16 protein-coding genes and 1 tRNA gene are annotated in these 17,260 nt (G+C 73.9%); 7 read left to right on the forward strand and 10 right to left on the reverse strand.

The window, feature by feature from the left end; genetic code table 11:
* Nucleotide 1: 1 nt before the first annotated feature.
* Complete coding sequence (locus tag QIS99_RS21100; RefSeq protein ID WP_282515136.1) at nt 2–823, forward strand: ATP-binding cassette domain-containing protein; 822 nt, start codon at nt 2–4, stop codon at nt 821–823.
* A 194-nt stretch (nt 824–1,017) separates the two neighbouring features.
* Here QIS99_RS21100 and QIS99_RS21105 read toward each other — a convergent pair whose 3' ends face one another.
* The 7 genes from QIS99_RS21105 to QIS99_RS21135 form a co-directional block, all read right to left on the reverse strand.
* Nucleotides 1,018–2,055 carry a helix-turn-helix domain-containing protein gene (locus QIS99_RS21105; RefSeq protein ID WP_282515137.1) on the reverse strand — a complete coding sequence of 346 codons (1,038 nt, stop codon included), beginning with the start codon at nt 2,053–2,055 and terminating at the stop codon, nt 1,018–1,020.
* Between the two features lie 176 nt (nt 2,056–2,231).
* Entirely contained in the window at nt 2,232–2,732 is a 501-nt protein-coding gene (locus QIS99_RS21110) for a DUF2511 domain-containing protein (protein WP_282515138.1), read from the reverse strand.
* 12 nt (nt 2,733–2,744) lie between these two features.
* Nucleotides 2,745–3,665, reverse strand: a complete 921-nt coding sequence (locus QIS99_RS21115) for an ATP-binding cassette domain-containing protein (protein ID WP_282515139.1) — start codon at nt 3,663–3,665, stop codon at nt 2,745–2,747.
* Entirely contained in the window at nt 3,662–4,459 is a 798-nt protein-coding gene (locus QIS99_RS21120; protein ID WP_282515140.1) for a hypothetical protein, read from the reverse strand. Before QIS99_RS21120 ends, QIS99_RS21115 begins: the two co-directional genes overlap by 4 nt.
* The gene (locus QIS99_RS21125) at nt 4,453–5,142 is read right to left on the reverse strand and encodes a hypothetical protein (protein ID WP_282515141.1); all 690 of its coding nucleotides are present in this window, start codon (nt 5,140–5,142) and stop codon (nt 4,453–4,455) included. The genes QIS99_RS21120 and QIS99_RS21125 overlap by 7 nt, the downstream gene beginning before the upstream one ends.
* A gap of 305 nt (nt 5,143–5,447) precedes the next feature.
* Nucleotides 5,448–6,371: a hypothetical protein gene (locus QIS99_RS21130; protein ID WP_282515142.1), complete on the reverse strand. Its 924-nt coding sequence runs from the start codon at nt 6,369–6,371 to the stop codon at nt 5,448–5,450.
* On the reverse strand, nt 6,368–6,925 hold the full coding sequence (locus QIS99_RS21135) for an RNA polymerase sigma factor (protein ID WP_282515143.1): 558 nt from the start codon (nt 6,923–6,925) through the stop codon (nt 6,368–6,370). Before QIS99_RS21135 ends, QIS99_RS21130 begins: the two co-directional genes overlap by 4 nt.
* A gap of 230 nt (nt 6,926–7,155) precedes the next feature.
* Here QIS99_RS21135 and QIS99_RS21140 point away from each other — a divergent pair, with 230 nt between their 5' ends.
* From QIS99_RS21140 to QIS99_RS21165, 6 genes are all read left to right on the forward strand, one after another.
* Nucleotides 7,156–7,326 (forward strand): gallidermin/nisin family lantibiotic, encoded by a 171-nt coding sequence (locus QIS99_RS21140; RefSeq protein ID WP_282515144.1) that lies wholly within the window; start codon nt 7,156–7,158, stop codon nt 7,324–7,326.
* Between the two features lie 115 nt (nt 7,327–7,441).
* The gene (locus QIS99_RS21145) at nt 7,442–10,681 is read left to right on the forward strand and encodes a lantibiotic dehydratase (RefSeq protein ID WP_282515145.1); all 3,240 of its coding nucleotides are present in this window, start codon (nt 7,442–7,444) and stop codon (nt 10,679–10,681) included.
* Nucleotides 10,678–12,195: a lanthionine synthetase C family protein gene (locus QIS99_RS21150; protein ID WP_282515146.1), complete on the forward strand. Its 1,518-nt coding sequence runs from the start codon at nt 10,678–10,680 to the stop codon at nt 12,193–12,195. The genes QIS99_RS21145 and QIS99_RS21150 overlap by 4 nt, the downstream gene beginning before the upstream one ends.
* 38 nt (nt 12,196–12,233) lie before the next feature.
* Nucleotides 12,234–13,421: an ABC transporter ATP-binding protein gene (locus tag QIS99_RS21155; RefSeq protein WP_282515147.1), complete on the forward strand. Its 1,188-nt coding sequence runs from the start codon at nt 12,234–12,236 to the stop codon at nt 13,419–13,421.
* On the forward strand, nt 13,418–14,287 hold the full coding sequence (locus QIS99_RS21160; protein WP_282515148.1) for an ABC transporter permease: 870 nt from the start codon (nt 13,418–13,420) through the stop codon (nt 14,285–14,287). The genes QIS99_RS21155 and QIS99_RS21160 overlap by 4 nt, the downstream gene beginning before the upstream one ends.
* On the forward strand, nt 14,284–15,702 hold the full coding sequence (locus QIS99_RS21165; RefSeq protein ID WP_282515149.1) for a DUF6895 family protein: 1,419 nt from the start codon (nt 14,284–14,286) through the stop codon (nt 15,700–15,702). Before QIS99_RS21160 ends, QIS99_RS21165 begins: the two co-directional genes overlap by 4 nt.
* Nucleotides 15,703–15,884: 182 nt before the next feature.
* Here the strand turns inward: QIS99_RS21165 and QIS99_RS21170 are convergent.
* The 3 genes from QIS99_RS21170 to QIS99_RS21180 form a co-directional block, all read right to left on the reverse strand.
* A tRNA-Ser gene (locus QIS99_RS21170) sits at nt 15,885–15,969 on the reverse strand.
* A gap of 80 nt (nt 15,970–16,049) precedes the next feature.
* Nucleotides 16,050–16,478 carry a tRNA adenosine(34) deaminase TadA gene (gene tadA, locus QIS99_RS21175; protein ID WP_282515211.1) on the reverse strand — a complete coding sequence of 143 codons (429 nt, stop codon included), beginning with the start codon at nt 16,476–16,478 and terminating at the stop codon, nt 16,050–16,052.
* Between the two features lie 95 nt (nt 16,479–16,573).
* On the reverse strand, nt 16,574–17,131 hold the full coding sequence (locus QIS99_RS21180) for a tRNA adenosine deaminase-associated protein (RefSeq protein WP_282515150.1): 558 nt from the start codon (nt 17,129–17,131) through the stop codon (nt 16,574–16,576).
* Nucleotides 17,132–17,260 lie beyond the last annotated feature (129 nt).

The raw sequence follows: 17,260 nt of genomic DNA on the forward strand, positions 1-17,260 counted from the left end.
GATGACGACGCCGACCCCCGGACCCTCCGGGATCCCTGGAGCCCCCGGGACCCCCGGGACGCCTGGAAACCCCGGAACCCCTGTAAACCCCGGAGCGCCCGCCGGCAGCACCGCGCGGGCCCTGGCCATCCGAGACCTGCACAAGCACTACGGAACCCACCGCGCCCTCGACGGGGTGGACCTGACCGTCCGGACCGGCGAGGTCTACGGACTGCTCGGGCCCAACGGCGCAGGGAAGACCACTCTGATGAAAGCTCTCCTCGGGCTCCAGCGGCCCACCTCCGGCAGCATCGAGATCTTCGGCCGTCCGGTGGGGCGCGAGTCGCTGTCCGAGGTGGGTGCCCTGATCGAGGTACCCGGGCTGTGGCCGACCCTGACCGCGGACGAGACGCTGCGCGTCCACGCCCGCCTGCGCTGTGTGCCCGAGGAGTGGATCGAGCCGGCGCTGCGCCTGGTCAAGATGACCGAGGCCCGGGACCGGAAGGTCGGGGCGTACTCCCTCGGCATGCGCTGGCGCCTCGGGATCGCCGTGGCACTGCTGGCCAGGCCGCGCCTGATCGTGCTCGACGAACCCACCAACGGGCTCGACCCGGTCGGCATCCGGGAAATGCGCGGCATCATCCGCTCCCTGGCCGGCGAAGGGGTGGCGGTGCTGATCGCCAGCCACCAGCTGGCAGAGGTGGCCCAGGTGTGCGACCGGGTGCAGGTGCTGGTGGCCGGGCGGACGCAGTACGAGGGCCCGCTGGCCGGGCTCGCCGTGGACGGTGATGTGGAGGCCGGGTTCTTCCGCCTCCTGGAGACCGCCGATGCGGGCATCCGCTGACCCGCCCGGCCGAACCGGCTTCGGCCCCGGATCGCGGGCTTGGCGCCGTACCGGTCCGACCCCGGATTACGGGCTTGGCCGCGGGCGGGCTCGGCTCCGGATTACGGGCTCGGCGCCGTACCCGCTCGGCCCCCGACGGGCTTGTCGCGGAGGCGTGGGCCCCGGTGACAGTCCGGGGCCCACGCGTCGGGCGGTCAGCCGGCCCGGGCCGGCGGTGGCTGGCCGGGGCCGGGGAGGCCGGGGCGCTCCAGGAACGCGGCCCGCGACATCAGCTCGGAGCGGCTCCGCACACCGAGACCGTCGTACAGCCTGCGGATGCGGCGATACATGGACCGCTCGGAACAGTAGTAGCGCCGGGCGATCTCGGAGACGGTCATGGAGGTGCACAACAGCCGCGTCAGCTCGGCCTCCTCGTCCGCGGCCGGCTGCGGCAGGACGCGCGGCAGCGCGCCGCCCTGACGGCTGCCGTCGGTGCTCTGCACCCGCGCGGCACCCGGCCGCCGGACCGGCTGAGCCGGGCAGGCCGCGCTGCCCCGCCCGGTGTGGACGGCGCGTAGGGCGAGAGCGGGTGCGGCCGGCAGCGACGGGCGGGACGGACCGGCCGGGCGCCCGGAGGTCGCGTCCGCTCCGTCGGCCCCGTCGGCGATGTCACTGGTGCCGGTGGTGCCGGTGGTGCCGGTGGTGGCGGTGGTGCCAGTGGTGGCGCTGGTGCCGCGGTGCGCGCGGAACTGCGCGTACAGCATCTCGGTCTGGCTCTCGATGGGAATGGCGAGATTGAGTACGAAGTTCGCGCCCGAGCGGATGGCGTGGTACGTCCGGTGCCCCGACACGTCGCGGGTGACCGCGACGAGCAGGGCAAGCGGATGCCGCACCCGCACGGCGCGCAGTTCCTCGGCCTGGAACTCGCTGGTCACCGGCAGCAGCACGGGCAGGTCGAGGGTGACGCCGCCCGGCGCGGTCAGCTGCTGTTCGTCAACGAAGTCGAGACGGTCGAGCACCTCGCGGACCGCGCCGAGCGGTGCCCGCGGCAGCTCGAAGTACGCCCGGAGCCCGGAGTGGGCGAGCGCGTGGAGCCCGGCCGGGCGGTTGTTGTAGTGGGGGGCGTAGGAGGCGTCGGAGTGGGCGTTCTGCTGGTTGGTGCGCTGGTATTCGCGCGGCTCTTCGCACGGCTCTTCGCGCGGCTCTTCGCGTCGCTTTTCGTATCGCTCTTCGTATCGCGTCTCGTACTGCAAGGCCTGTTCCCCCGTGAGTTCGTGGCCCTGTAGGACCCGCCCGCGTGGTCAGCGCGGGCGAGACCCTCCTTGCTCATGTGTCCTGCTCACGCGTGCGCGCGGGCTCGTCCCCGGCCGCCGCCTGCGTACAGGTCCGCCCGGGCCGGCCGTTGTAGGGCGGGCCCGGGCGGAACCGGTCATCTGCTGGTCCCGCAGAGCCGCATCGTCCGACTGCGCAGCGATCCGAGGCTCACTTTCCCGCCGTTCTCGGCGTCCGCGCGCACCGGTTCGATCGCCGGGTAACCGGCGTTCTCCGCACGCTCGTTGAGTGCGTACGTGGTGCCGTCGGGCACCGTGAAGACGGCCTGCTCGCCCTTGCGGCACTCGGCGGTGCCACGGTCGACGGTCAGTGGCCAGACGTAGCCGAAGTTGCGTTCGCTCATCGCCTGCCGGGTGCTGGTCGGGCTCGGCAGGGGCTCGGGTTCGGTGGTGTCGGGGTCGGCGAGGCCGCCGCCTCCCGAGCAGGCGGTGAGGGCGAGCAGGGCCGCGCCGGCGGTCAGGGCCAGGGTGGTTGCGGCCGGGCGAGGGCGGCGCGGGCCTCGAACCTCCGGCCCGCGGCGGCGGTCGGCGGCGGTGGGGTCGGTGTCGGTGTGGGTGTCGGTGTGGGTGTCGGTGTGGACGGTGTCGGTGTTGGTCACTTCGCGGTCACCTCACTGCCGAGGAGTGTCGAACGTGCGGGAGTCCTGGTCGTGGCGGGGTGCTCCGTGGGCGCCGAGGAGGGCGGCGTACCCGTCCTCCAGGGACGGTTCCACCGGGCGGGCGCCGGGCGGCGGGTCGGTGGTGACGATGCGGTAATCGGTGCCTTCGGCGGTGGTCACCGCGCTCACCACCTCGGCGCCGGATGGTGGCCCGGCGGACGGGGAGGCGGCCCGGTATGCGTAGGTGCAGCCCGCGGCCTGGCTGACCAGGGCGGGGGTGCTGTCGTGGAAGACGATCCGCCCTGCGGCGAGCACCGCCACCTCGGGGCAGGTCTGGGCCACGTCGTCGAGGATGTGGGTGGACAGGAGGACGGTGCGGCCGTGGCCGAGTCCTGCCAGGAGGGTGCGGAAACGCATCCGTTCGTGCGGGTCGAGGCCAGTGGTGGGCTCGTCGACGACGAGGACGGACGGGTTGCCGAGCAGCGCCTGCGCGATGCCGACGCGTCTCTTCATGCCGCCGGAGAACCCGGCGAGCCGTTCGCCGGCCCGGTCCGCGAGGCCGACCTCCGCGATCCGGTCCTCGACCTGGCGGCGGCGTTCCCGCTTGTCGTGGATGCCTTTGAGTACGGCGATGTAGTCCAGGAACTCACGCGCGGTCAGGTCCGGGTAGAGGGAGAGCTCCTGCGGCAGATAGCCGAGGGTGCGCTTGACGGCGGTCAGCCCGGCGCTGGTCGAGAGGTCGTGCCCGGCGACCGTCACCCGCCCCGAGGTGGGGCGCAGCACTCCGGTGAGGATGCGCAGCAGGGTGGTCTTGCCCGCGCCGTTGGCGCCGAGGAGGCCGACCGTGCCGCTCTCGATGTGCAGTTCCACGGCGTCAAGCGCGCGGCGGCCGCCGGGGTGGACCTTCGTCAGCGCTTCAGTGGTGATGTTCATGATGCTCCGTGTCGTCGGATGCGGGCGACGAGGTGCCCGAGCGCGTAGCAGCAGGCGGCCATGGCGAGGACGAGGACGACGTTCAGCAGTGCTGTGGCGCCGGAGACGTCGGGCCGAAGTACGCCGCCTCCTTGCCGGGTCGCCCACACCTGGGGGGCGCCCGCCCAGGCGACCAGCGGGTAGCCGTTCAGCGGGGAGAGGACGGTGCCGGTCGGTGTGGGCAACGGCGAGAACGCGGGCGGGAAGTGGCAGGCCCACAGCCACACCACCACCGTGATCGCCCGGGCCGCGGCCACCGGGAGCAGCGCGCCGAGGAGGCCGGCGAACGCGGCGACGAGCAGCGCCGAGGGCAGCACTGCCAGGCAGAGCGCGGCCGCGGCGGAGCCGAGCGGCGCCACCGAGCCCGCGGTGGCCGCGAGCACCGTGGCGTACAGCGCCAGCAGTGCGGCGACCGGAGCGAGGGCGGTCAGCAGCGGTCCAGCCAGCGTGCCGAGGCTCTGGGCCAGTGGCTTGGCCGGCGTGGCGGTGCGCAGCTCGGCCATGCCGCGCGCCTCCAGGCCGCGGCGCAGCCGGTCGGCGAGTGCCAGGCCGACGCCGAGGGTGCAGAAGGAGTTGACCAGCACCGCGGCGGCACCGGCCCGGAACACCGGGTCGCCGTGGCCGGTGACGGTCGGCGAGGTCGTGGCGAGCAGCAGGCTGAGCAGGGCGAGGGGCAGGACCGTGCCCCACACGGCTCTGCTTCGGGCAGCCATCAGCGCTTCGTAGCGCAGGGTCCACAGCAGTGCGGTCACCATGCCTCCCCGGGGCCGGGTCGAGCGTCGTTCTGTCCGGAGCCGGTTGGAGCGTTGTGCTGTCCTGGGCCGGTCCGGCGGTTCGGGTCAGGTCGGCCGTCGGGGCCGAGTCCGCGCAGGGCCAGGGCGGTCAGCACGGCGCCGACGAGCAGGGCGGGTACCGCCTGGACGAGCCCGGCGGGCACCACCCGGTCGACCAGCAGCAGCTTCGCCAGTACGGCGGCGGACACCAGCCCTGCGGCGGGCGCGGCCGAGCCGGTCCGTACCGTCGCCCACACCGCGCAGCCGCTCAGCAGCACCGTCAGTCCGGCCAGCTCCACCAGCGCGGTCGCGGCGTCCAGCGGCAGGTCACCGGCCGCCGGCAGGTTCACCAGGGCGACGGCGGCGACCGCGGTGACGGCGGCCGGCCAGGCGAGGCGGCGGGCGACGGTACGGCGGTAGGGGGTGGACAGGGACAGGTGCAGTTCGGCCATCGGTTCGCGCGCCACCACCGCGGCGCAGGCCAGCGCCGTGGCCATAGGCACGGCGCAGGTCAGCAGGGAGCGGCTCAGGAGCATGCCCGAGCCTTGGCCCGTGGCAGTGGTGGCACCGGCGACGAGCGCGGCGAGCACGGGCAGGACGAAGGCCTGTCTCCCGCAGCGGCGTGCTTCATGCACCCACCAGTTCGCGACGGTCACCCCGCGCATCTCGTGGCTCCTCTCGTTGTGTTCCTGTCGCCGTGCGCCCGCACGGAACGTGCAGGTCGCACAACCGCCGCCCGCGGCCGGTTACGGGGGTGGCACCGGCCACGAGCGTCGGTCACCAAGTACGTAGCCTCCGGGAGGTGAGCGGTTCACTCGGGCGGCCACGATTTTTCGTACGGGTCTGCCCGGCGCAGTCCGACGGCGCGCTCCTCGGCACGCTCTCGCCGCAGTGCTGCGGCGTGCTTCTTCGGCGTGCTCCCGTGGCTATTCCTTCGGCGTGCTCCCATGGCTGTTCCTTCGGCGTGTTCCTACAGCGCAGGCGGGGATTCCCGGAAGGACCGCATGGCGGTGACAGCCCAGGCGAGCAGCGCCGCGGCCAGGGCCAGGGTCCATGGAGTGGTGGCGAGCAGGGTGTTCAGGACGGCGTCCACGGGGGTTCTGATCAGCCCGTCCGGACCCCCGACCACGCCGAGCAGCCACACCGCGCATCCGACGGCCGCGCCGACCGCCGGGGAGTGCCGGACCGACAGGGCGAGGGCGAGCGCCGCGGCGAGCAGCGCCTCGCCGAGCCAGGCGGACACCACCGGCCACCAGCCGACCCCCCGCATCAGCGCCGAGCACACCAGGGCCATGGTCACGTCGACGCAAAGGACCACGGCCAGCCTGGCGAGGAACACCGCGGCGGGCGGCACCGGCAGGGTGAACAGCACTTCCCGGCGCGGGTCGCGGCGGGGTGAGGCCGCCATCAGCGCGCCGAACATGACGAGCAGGACGGCCACGGCGCCGAAGAGCCGTACCCCGAACTCGTTCTGTTCCTGGGCCGTGGCCAGCAGGGCGGCGCCCACGAAGCCCGCGGCGCTCAGTGGCGCCCAGGTGCGGGGCAGCAGCGCGGCCTGACGGACTGCCAGCTGCCAGGTCGTGCGCCAGGGCCGGTCGACCCGCGCCCGGGCGGGCCGTGCCTCCCTGTCGGTGCCGGCCGGCTCGGCCGCCGCGGGCGCGGCTGCGGCCGTCGCGCCCGGCAGGGCGGGGCCGAGGAGTACGTCGAAGGAGGGTGCGGTGGCGGCGTGTTCGGCCAGGTCCGCTCGTACCGCGGCCTCGATGTCCTGCCAGACTGCCAGCCGGTTGCGGCAGCTCGGGCAACTGTCCAGGTGGGGTGGACGGTCCGCGGGCGCGGCGGGGGTGCCGGTGCGGGCGAGTCGCGCCAGGGCCTCGTCGGTGAGGTGTCGTGTCATCGTCGTCCCGTTCCTTCCAGCCGCAGGGCGGACAGCATGTTGCCCAGTCGCTTCCTGGCCTGGGACATCCGGCTCTTGACGGTGCCCACCGGGATGTCGAGCACGGCGGCAACTTCCGGGTAGGGCAGTTCCTCGACCAGCACCAGCGCCAGGACCTCGCGCAGGTGCTCGGGCAGCGCCCGGACGGCCGTGAGCAGTTCGGCGTGCTCGGACTTCCGTACGACCTGGTCCTCGACGCTCGGTCCCGGGTCGGGGACCTCCTCGGCCTCGGCCAGGTCAGCCAGTTGGGGCCGGGAGCGGCGTAACCGGTTGTGGGCCTGGCGGCGGGCGACGCCGAGCAGCCAGCCGCGCACGGAGGACTCGCCGCGGAAGCCGCCCGCCGAACGCCAGACCGCCAGCCAGGACTCCTGCAGGATCTCCTCGGCCACGCCCTGGTCCGAGCTGAGTCTGCGCACGAGCCGGAGCATGGCGTCGGCGTGCCGCTCGTAGAGGGCGCGCAGGGCGGTCTGGTCGCCGTGGGCGACGGCCGAGAGCAGGGCGTTGTCCGAACACACACCACGTACGTATCCGAGAAGCGCCGGACGGTTCACGGGATTCGGGAAATAGAAGAAACATTTCCGATTCGATGCCGTCAGATGCCATCTGACGTGGCGTTCTGCCATCGGACTGCCAACACTGCCAGCCCTTCCGCAAGCTGTTGAACGGCCGGGATCGTCCGTGGTTGCGTGTTGCCCGGATCGCGACCCACGAACACCCATTCGGTTCCTACGACCAAGGAGTGAGTATGGGAATCAAGGCACCCACGCAGTCGCAGAACGACGCGAACCTCTTCGACCTCGACCTGGAGATCGGCGTCGAGAAGTCGGTCGCCGGACCGGCGATCACGAGCGTCTCGTACTGCACGCCGGGCTGCACCAGCGAGGGCGGCGGCTCCGGCTGCAGCCACTGCTGCTGAGTTCCGGTCCCGTGGGCCGGGTGACCGCCCGGCCCACGGGCGTTCCAGTCCGAACAGACCGTCAGGGCGACAAGACAGACCGTCAGACCATCAGGGCGACAAGGGGGAGAGAACCGTGGGGGAGCCGTCACCGCAGGCACCGTCCGAGGCCTTCGAGGCCTTCGAGGCCAAGGATCTCTTTCTCCACCGAGCGCCGCTCGCCGCGGCCGACCCCGGCCTGCCCCTGCCCGAAGCGGGTCCGCACGACCTGTCCGCCTGTGCCGAACTGCTCGCCTCCGTGCCCGCCGACCCGCGGCTCGCCGAGGCCCTCGACCTTGCCTCACCCAGCCTCTCCGCCCTCGTCGGCCGGGTCGTCGCACGCGGCACCGCCGGCGTCAAGGCCGGTCAGCTGCGCCGCGCCGCGCTCGCCGTGCTCCGCTACGACATCCGGATGCGCACCCGGCCCACCCCGTTCGGCCTGTTCGCGGGCGTGGCGGCCGGTTCCTTCGACTCCGCGGCCAAGACCGAACGCGGCACCGCTCACCGCACCCGCACCCACGCCGACATGCAGTGGCTCACCCGGATCTGCCACCGCGTCGAACGCGACCGGGACGTGCTCTCGGCCCTGACCGTCCAGGCGCACCAGGCGCTGACGGTCCGCGGCGACCGGCTGGTCCTCACCTCGCCTTCCACTCAGGGCGTGCGCCTCGACTCCGGCGGCGAGGGCCGCGCCTCGGTTTCGGTGCGCAGCACCCCCGTGGTCGAGCGTGCCGTGGCCGAGGCTGCGTCCCCGCTGCCGTTCGAGGAGCTGGTCGAGCGCACCGCGGCGGGGTTCCCCGGCGCGCCCACGAGCCGGGTGCGCGACCTGCTCGTGGAGCTCGTCCGGCAGGAGATCCTGATCACCGCGCTCCGGCCTCCGCTGGACGGCGGCGATCCGCTGCGTCATCTCCTGGACCTCCTCGACCCCCTGGCCCCGGGCCTGAACGAGGACACCCGCAGCATCCACGAAGCCCTCCGCGCGGTCGACCGCGAGCGGCACGCATACGACGCGCGGGACGTCGGAGCGGGCCGCGAACAGCTGGGCCGTCTCCTCGCCACGGCCCGCGCCCTGGAGCCCGACGACACCCCGCTGCATATCGACACCCGCCTGGACGTCGGGCTGCGGCTGCCGCACACGGTGCGCGAGGACATCGAGCGGGCCACCACCGTGATGTGGCGGCTCTCCCGCCCCAAGCTCGGCCTGTTCGCACTGCGCGACTTCCACCGGCGCTTCCTCGACGCGTACGGCGCGGACCGGCTGGTTCCCGTACTCGAACTGCTCGACCCGTCCACCGGCCTCGGTGCCCCCGCCGGGTACGGCTGGCCCAACAGCGAGGCCGCGTCCGTAGCGCCCGACGACCCCCGCACCGCGCGCCGGGACCGTGCCATGGCCCGGCTCGTCGCCGCCGCGCAGCGGGCCGGGCGGCGAGAGGTGGTGCTGGCCGAAGCGGATCTGGCCGAGCTGGGACACGACCCCGACGTCCTGGCGGACCCGGCTAACCTGCCCGGTTCCTGCGAGGTGACCGTGCAGGTGGTCGCCCCCTCGGTGGGCGCCCTTGACGAGGGCGACTTCCGGGTCTTCCTGTCGCCCTCACCCGGCTCGCACCGGGCGGGGTCCACCTTCGCCCGGTTCGCCGACCTGGACCCGGAGTGGCGGGCGGAGTTCGCCGCACTGCACCGGGACAACCCGGTGCACGTCCAGGACGCCGTCCCCGTCGACCTCGCGTTCCGCCCCCGCTCCGGGCGGGCCGCCAACCTCGCGCACACCGCCCCGGCCACCGGGCGCCGCATCAGTGTGGGCGTGCCCGACCTGCCCGGCGTGGAGGAGCTGCGGCTCGGCGACATCGGCGTCGGCGCCACCCTGGACCGGCTGACCGCCGTCCACCTCCCCACCGGCCGCGAACTCGTCCCAGTTCTCGGCAACATGGTCAGCGCCCCCGCCCAGGCGCCCAACGCGGTGCGGCTGCTGTGGGAGATCGGCCTGGAGGGCCAGCGCCTGTGGGAGCCGTGGAACTGGGGCCCGCTCGCCGACGCCCCATTCGTCCCACGCGTGCGGTACGGGCGATTCGTGCTGGCCTGCGCCGTCTGGCGGCTCGACGAACTCCGCGCGCGGGCCGAGAAGTTGCGCGACGCCCCGGCGGAGCAGCGGGCGACGGCGTGGGCGGCAGCGGTCGACGACTGGCGGGCCGCCTGGGACGCACCCCGCCACGTCCTCGCCGTCACCGCCGACCAGCGGCTGCTGCTCGACCTCGACCGGATCTGGCACCGCGAGCTGCTGCTCGACCAGGTGCTGCGCCACGCCGACCTGATCGCCCAGGAGGTGCCGGGCGAGCACGAGGGCTGGTTGGACAGCCCGCTGGCCGGGCACACCGCCGAGCTGGTCGTGCCGCTCACCCGCCGCGACACCGGCCGGCCCGGCCGTCGCCCGTACGCCGGACACCACCAGGGCGAGCGCACGGTGCACGGACTCGGCGGCGCGTGGCTCTACCTCAAGCTGTACGGCTCCGCCCGCGACCAGGACGACCTGCTCCGTGACCACCTCCCCGAACTGCTCGACCTGGCCGCCCGCAACGGAGCCGACGGCTGGTTCTTCCTCCGCTACACCGACGCGGACGGCGGACACCACCTGCGCCTGCGGCTGCAAGGCAACCGGCCGCACGCTCTGTGGGGCGAGGCCGCCCCCGCGGTCGGCGCCCTCCTGGAGCGCTGGCGCCGGGCCGGCCTGCTGCGCGCCCACACCCTCGCCCCGTACGACCCGGAGACCGAGCGCTACGGCGGCCCCGCGGCCCAGCGCTTCGCCGAGCAGGTGTTCCAGCTCGACAGTGCCGCCGCCGTGGAGCTGCTTCGGGTCGCCAAGGACCCGGCGAACGACTTCGGGGTCGACGACCTGGCCGTCGTCTCCTGCGCCGCGCTCGCCCACGCCTTCGGCCCGCCCGCACCGGGCAACCCCCTGGTCATCGAGGACTGCGGGGACGACGGCGCCGCGGCCTGGCTCTCCATGACCGGCTCCCGCCGGGACCTGCCGCCCGAGTTCCGCACCCGCTCCGCGCACTGGCGGCGCACCGTCGACCCGTACGGCGGCTGGCCGGCGTTCGGCCGGGACCCGGCGGGCGAACGCGTCCTGGCCGCGCTGCGCCCGCGGGACGAGGCGGTGCGGCAACTGGCCGACAGGGTGCGGGAGTCGGGCGACACCCCTGAAGGGCGGGTCGTCGGCAGCCTGCTGCACATGGTCTGCAACCGCCTCTTCGGCGGCTCCAGCGCACGCGAAATGACCGCACTGGGCGTCGCGCGCGGTGCTGTCCAGGACCACCTGAACCGCCGGAGGCACCATTCGTGACCGCCACCAACGACACCGCGGCCACCCACGCCGCGACCACTGCCCCGACCGCGCTCGCCGGCCCCACCGACACTGCGACCACCGCGACCACCGAAACCGCGGCCACTCACGCCGCGACCACCGCCCCTACCGCGCTCGCCGGCCCCACCGACACCGCCGAACCCCAGCTCGCCGCGCCCGTCAGGGATGCCGTCGCGCTGGTGGCCGAGCGGCTCGCCGACCCCGAGCGGGTCGCGGCCGTCGCCTCCCGCGACGACAACCGCGACCCCATCTACGGCGCCGTGATGTGGGGCCCGTTGACGCTCGCCAACGGCCTGCCCGGCACGGCCCTGCTCTACGGCGAGCTGGCACGTGCCGACGAAGCCTGGCGGCCCCTCGCCCACCGTCACCTCGCGGCCGCAGGCCGGGCCATGAACAGCGCGCCCAGCCGCGGCCTGTTCTCCGGACCCGCCGCACTGCTCGCCGCCGCCCAGACCTCCGCCGGGCCCGAAGGGCACTACGCCTCGCTGCGCCGGCGGCTCGCCGCCTGGGTGGCCGAGGAACAGACCGAGCGGCTGCGCGCCTTCGAGGAACGGGCCGCGACCGGAGCCCAGGGCGTCGACTGGGCCGCGTACGACCTGATCAACGGCCTCAGCGGGACCACCAGGCTGCTGCTCGACTCCGCCGCCGACCCCGCCGAGTCGGGCCCCGAGGTCGAGGCGGCGCTCACCGCGTCCCTGCGCCACCTGGTCCGCCTCACCGAGCCGGTCCGGATCGGCGGGCATGACGTACCGGGTTGGTGGGTGCCCGTGGAGCTGCAGATCAGCGAGCGCGACGGCCGCGACTATCCCCGCGGCGACCTCAACCTCGGCATGGCGCACGGCATCGCGGGACCGCTCACGGTCCTCTGCGTCGCGCACCGGGCCGGGCGGACCGAGCCGGGCACGGCCGACGCCGTGCGGCGCATCGCCGACTGGCTGCTCGGCTGGACCCTGCAGGACGAGGCCGGCCCGTACTGGCCCGCCCGGGTGCCGTGGGAGGCGGAGGTGGCGGCGGAGCGGCCGCGCGAGCTGTTCACACGTACGGCCTGGTGCTACGGCACTCCCGGAGTGGCCGCCGCGCTCCACCGCGCCGGGCAGACCCTGGACCGCGCCGACTGGCGGTCCGCCGCCGTCGAGGGGCTGCGCGCCGCCCTGCGCCGGGACGAGTCGAAGTGGGCGATCGAGGGCGCCACCGTCTGCCACGGCTTCGCCGGTCTGCTGCGGATCGTCTCCCGGATCGCCGAGGCGGCCGACGACGCGGAGCTGCGCGGCGGCTGCGCCCGGCTGACCGACAAGGTGCTGCAGTGCGCGGACGAGCAGGCCCCCTTCGGCTTCCGGCACCTGATGCGCTTCCCGGCCGCCGCCCGCTCCCCCGTCCCGCACCGGGCCGTGGACACGGCCGGCATGTTGGAGGGAGCCGCAGGCGTGGCCCTCTCCCTGCTGCCGGTGCTCGACGAACCGCTGCCCTGGGACCGCACCCTGGGCCTGGCATGAGGGGCCCACGCATGGCGGAGGCATCCGAGGTATCCGAAATGTCCGTCGCGCCCGAGGCGTCTGCGTCCGTCGCGCCCGAGGCGTCTGCGTCCGTCGCGCCCGAGGCATCTGCATCCGGGGCGCCCGAGGTGTCCAGGGCGCCCGAGGTGTCCAGGGCGCCCGAGGTATCCGTGGCACCCGACGCGCCCGCGGTGAGCGGCACGACGGGGGCGAGCGGCGCAACCGGCACGGCCGTGGCGACCGGGGTGACCGGCGCAACCGGTAAAACCGGCTCAACCGCGGCAGCCCCGGCGTTCGAGATCAGTGATCTCGTCGTTCGCTACGGCAAGGTGACCGCCGTGCACGGCGTGACGGTGAGCTCGGCGCCCGGCCGCATCATCGCCCTGCTCGGCCCCAACGGCGCCGGGAAGTCCAGCCTGCTCGGCGTGCTCTCCACCGCAGCCCGGCCGGACGCGGGCACGGTGCGCATCTTCGGCCACGACGTCCGCACCGCGTCGGTCGCCGCACGCCGACGGCTCGGCCTGGTCTTCCAGGAGCGCACCCTGGACAAGGAGTTGTCCGTCGAGCGCAACCTCTGGTTCCACGCCCGCCTGTTCGGCCTCAAGCGCGCCGACGCCCGGTCCAGGATCGACCTCATGCTGGAGCTGTTCGGGCTCACCGACCGGCGCCGCCAGCCCGTCGAGGAGCTGTCCGGAGGACTCGCCCGGCGGGTCGAGATCGCCCGCGCCCTGCTCCACCGCCCCGGCCTGATCATCCTCGACGAACCCACCAACGGCCTCGACCCCACCGCCCGCGCCGCGGTCTGGACGGACCTGCTGCGGCTGCGCGACGAGCTGGGCGTCACCGTCCTGTTCGCCACGCACTACATGGACGAGGCCGAGTACGCCGACGAGATCGTCATCATGCAGCGCGGCCGGGTCGTACGGCAGGGCGGGGCGGACCGGCTCAAGAGCAGCCTCGACTCCTCCCGCATCCTCGTCAGCTGCGCGGACGACGAGAGCGCGGCCCGCCAGCTGCGCGCCGCAGGCTTCGAGCCGCTGCTGGAACCGGGCGGGGTTGCGGTGCACTGCGCCGACCCGGAGGCCCGCATCGCCGAGGTGGTCCGGGCGCTCGACGTCCCGGGGCTGACGGTCTCCGTCCGCCACCCGTCGATGAACGACGTCTATCTCGCGGCCGCCGGGCAGGACGCGCCGCCCAAGGAGCGGGGGAGCGTGAGCACCGCATGACCACCACGGCAAAGTCCAACGCCACCGCACCCTCCAACCCCACCGCACCCCCCAACACGATCTCCGACACCACCGGCTCGTCCGCCGGCGCCCTGCTCGCTGCCGGGCACGCCCCGCTGCGGGTGGCGCTGCGCGCCATCGCCGTCATCGCCCAGCGGGACCTGCTGCGCCAGGTCAAACGGCCGGGGGTGCTGGCCAGCCAGCTGGTGCAGATCCTCTTCTTCGTCCTGGTGTACGCGGTCGGCTTCGACGGGATGATCGGCGCGGTCGACGGTGCCCCGTTCAGTGCGTACGTCTTCCCCGGGATCATCGCCATCCAGGTGGTCTCGATCGGCGTCGCCTCCGGCCAGACCTACGCCTGGGACCGCGAGTACGGCGTGTTGCGCGAACTGCTGGTCGCCCCCGTGCCGCGGGTGTGCCTGCCGCTCGGCAAGGTGGTCGCGGGGGCCGGCATGGTGACGGTGCAGAGTGCGGTGATGCTCGCCTTCGCCCCGCTGATGGGCGTGACGCTCACGCCGGCCCGCTTCGCGGCGGCCGTCGGCTGCTACGGACTGGCCGCGGTGGTCTTCAGCGTCATCGGCCTCTGCCTGGCCACCGTGATCAAACGTGTGCAGACGCTGCAGGCCACGGTCCAGATGGCCATGTTCCCGATGCTGTTCCTCTCCGGTTCCGTCTTCAGCCCGCAGGACGCCCCGGCCTGGCTGACCGCGGCGATGTACCTGAACCCCATGACGTACGCCGTCGACCTGGCCCGGCAGACGCTCCTCGGCGGAGCCGGGCTGCTGCCCTGGTGGGCGGACCTGGGTGCGCTCGGCCTGATCCTTGCCGCCGTCCTCGCGCTGCTGCGGATACGGAGCGGCCGGTGAGCGCCCCTGCGGGCGGCCCCGCTTGGCCCGAACTGCCCGCGCACATACGCGCACGCGCCGGCGGCCCCGCCGGGGACGCCGACGGCGCGGCGGCGCGAGTCCTGGCTGGGGCGCTGCGCTGGCTGGAGCAGCAGAGGGAGTGGTTCGCGCCGGAGCGTTGGGAGGAGTTCCTGCCACCCCGCCCGTTCCGCGCCGGCCCGCTGGTCGAACTGCTCGGTCTGGTACGGGTATCGGCTCGCGCGGGCCTCCCGGCCGGGGGTGCGGGGCGGCTGGCCGAGGGTGGTGCGGGACGGCTGGCCGAAGGCGCGGGGCTCCCGTCGTGCGCCCTCGACCTGGCCGAACGGGCGGCGCGTGCCGGGGACTTCGCGGCAGGCCTGCGCCGCGCCGACGAGCTGTTCCCGTACCACCTCAACCTCGTGGGCCTGCTCGAACTGCTCGGCCGACCGCAGCCCGTGCTGCGCGGCGTCTGCGAGGCGCTGATCGCCGCCGACGCGGGCGGCCACGCGCGCGCGTACAAACCGGCGTTGAACCGGATCGAGCTGCGCTACTTCCTCGACCGCGGCGGCTTCCGCGCGCCTGCGCACCTGCCCGGGCTCGCCGCACTCTGCCGGCAGAGCATTGCCGCCCAGCAGCCGGATGTGCTCCAGCTGACGCAGAGCGAGACGTACGCACTCACCCATGTGCTGTTCTACGCAACGGACTTCGGCCGGCACCGCCGCTGTCTGCCCGCCGGGGAGGCGGCGGAACGGCTGGCCGGGAGCGTGCGGACGCTGCTCGGTGTCCACCTGGCGCGCGGCAGTCTGGACCTGTTGGCGGAACTGCTGCTGTGCGACACGGCGGTGGCCGGAGTCCGGCCCGACGATGCGCTGGTGGCGCGGGGCTGGCACGCGCTGGCCACCGCCCAGCGGCCGGACGGCGCCGTGCCGAGCCCGGTGCACCGGCCGGGGGTGCTGGCCGGGCTGGCGGGTGAGAAGGCGGCGGCGTATCTGTTCGGCACCTGCTACCACACCACTCTGGCGGCGGCCCTCGCCGCGGTCGTACGGATCGCCGCCTCACAGACCGCGGCGGGACAGAACCCGCCCGCACGGACCGCGGTCTCGACCCGGGACCGGCCAACTGCACCGGCCCCCGCCCCGGACCGGCCAACTGCGCGGGCCCAGGCCCCCGCCCCCGCCCCGGCCGCGCCGCTGCCCGTCGCCGAGCCCGGCGCGATCCGCCGCTGGGCGGCCGGGGTTGAGGCCGACGGCGCTGCGGGCCCGGCAGACCGGGCGCACCTGGAACCGCTGCTGGTGCTGGCCGTTCAGGCGCACGACCCGACTGTCCTCGCCGACGTGCTGGGCGCCGCGGAGCGGCTCGGCGACGGCGACCGTCCGCTGGTCCGCCGGGCAGCCGCGTTGCTGGCGGCCTGGGCCTGAGCCGATGCAGCCAGCGGGCAGGCGCGGACCGAAGCCGCAGCCGAAGCCGCAGCAACCGAAGCCCGGCAGAAGAGACCCGGCAGAAACGAAGCCCGGCAGAAACGAAGCCCGGCGGAAACGAAGCCCGGCGGAAACGAAGTGGCCCTGACCCGTTCGAAACGGGTCAGGGCCACTTCCCTGAGCGGTAGCGGAGGGATTTGAACCCTCGGTGACTTGCGCCACACTCGCTTTCGAGGCGAGCTCCTTCGGCCGCTCGGACACGCTACCGAGAGAGATCCTAGCCCAAAGGTGCCCGTGCTCTGAAATCCGTATCCGCGAAGGCGGCACAGAGCCGGTCGCGGCGGGCCTCAGCGGTCGCGGAAGAAGCGGCTCAGCTGCTCCGCGCACATGTCGGCGAGCACCGCGTCGACCACCTCGGGGCGGTGGTTGAGGCGGCGGTCGCGGACCAGGTCCCAGAGCGAGCCGGTCGCGCCGGCCTTCTCGTCCCGGGCGCCGTAGACGACGCGCTCGACGCGGGACTGGACGAGGGCGCCCGCGCACATCACGCAGGGTTCGAGGGTCACGACGAGCGTGCATCCGGTCAGCCGCCACGCGCCGAGGTGGGCGGCTGCCCGGCGCAGCGCGAGCACTTCGGCGTGTGCGGTGGGGTCGCCGGTCGCCTCGCGTTCGTTGTGGCCGGTGGCGATGGTCTCGCCGTGCGGGGAGAGAACCACGGCGCCGACGGGGACGTCGCCCCCGAGTGCGGCCTTCTCGGCCTCTTCGAGGGCGCGTCGCATCGCCGGCTGCCAGCGGTCTCGTACGGGGTCGTTCACAGGAGGTGCTGCTCGTTCACTCGGGGTGCTGCTCGTTCACTAGGGGGGCGGCTCGTTCACTAGCGGACGGCCTCAAGGACGTCCGAGGCGCCCAGGGCCTCGGCGATCGCGTTGAGGGCGTCGGTGCTCAGGGTCAGCAGCTCCTTCTCGGACAGGCCGAGGTCGTCGAGGATCGCGGTGTCCCCGAGCGGTCCGGCGGGGGCCGATGCGTCGCTGTTGTCGTTGTCGTTGTCGGTGTCGTCGGGGCCGGTCTCCGGCTCGCCGTCCTCGGTGCCGTCGAGGTCGACGAGCTCCTCCAGATGCGCCGAGTCGTCGGACGAGCCGGGTTCACGGCCGAGGAGCTCGTCCGTGACCAGGATCTCGCCGTAACTGCTGCGGGACGCGGCGGCCGCGTCCGAGACATAGATGCGAGGGTCGTCCTCGCCTTCCACGCGCACGATGCCGAACCAGGCGTCCTCCTGCTCGATGAAAACGAGCACTGTCTCGTCGTCGTACCCGCCGGACGTGGCCTCGCGGGCCAGGTCGGCGAGATCCGACAGGGTCTCCACATCGTCGAGCTCTGTGTCGCTCGCTTCCCACCCGTCTTCGGTGCGCGCGAGCAGTGCGGCGAAGTACACCGTGACTCCCACTGGTCTTCAGGCGTGCCGGTTGGGGTTCCCCCCGGCGGAGGTTGGCGGGCGGGGGAGCCGCGAAGTGCGCCCGCCCATCGGAATCGTGGCAGAAACAGAGCCGTTGCGAGAGGTCTT

Source organism: Streptomyces solicavernae (genome assembly GCF_029968095.1).
Taxonomy (GTDB): domain Bacteria; phylum Actinomycetota; class Actinomycetes; order Streptomycetales; family Streptomycetaceae; genus Streptomyces; species Streptomyces solicavernae.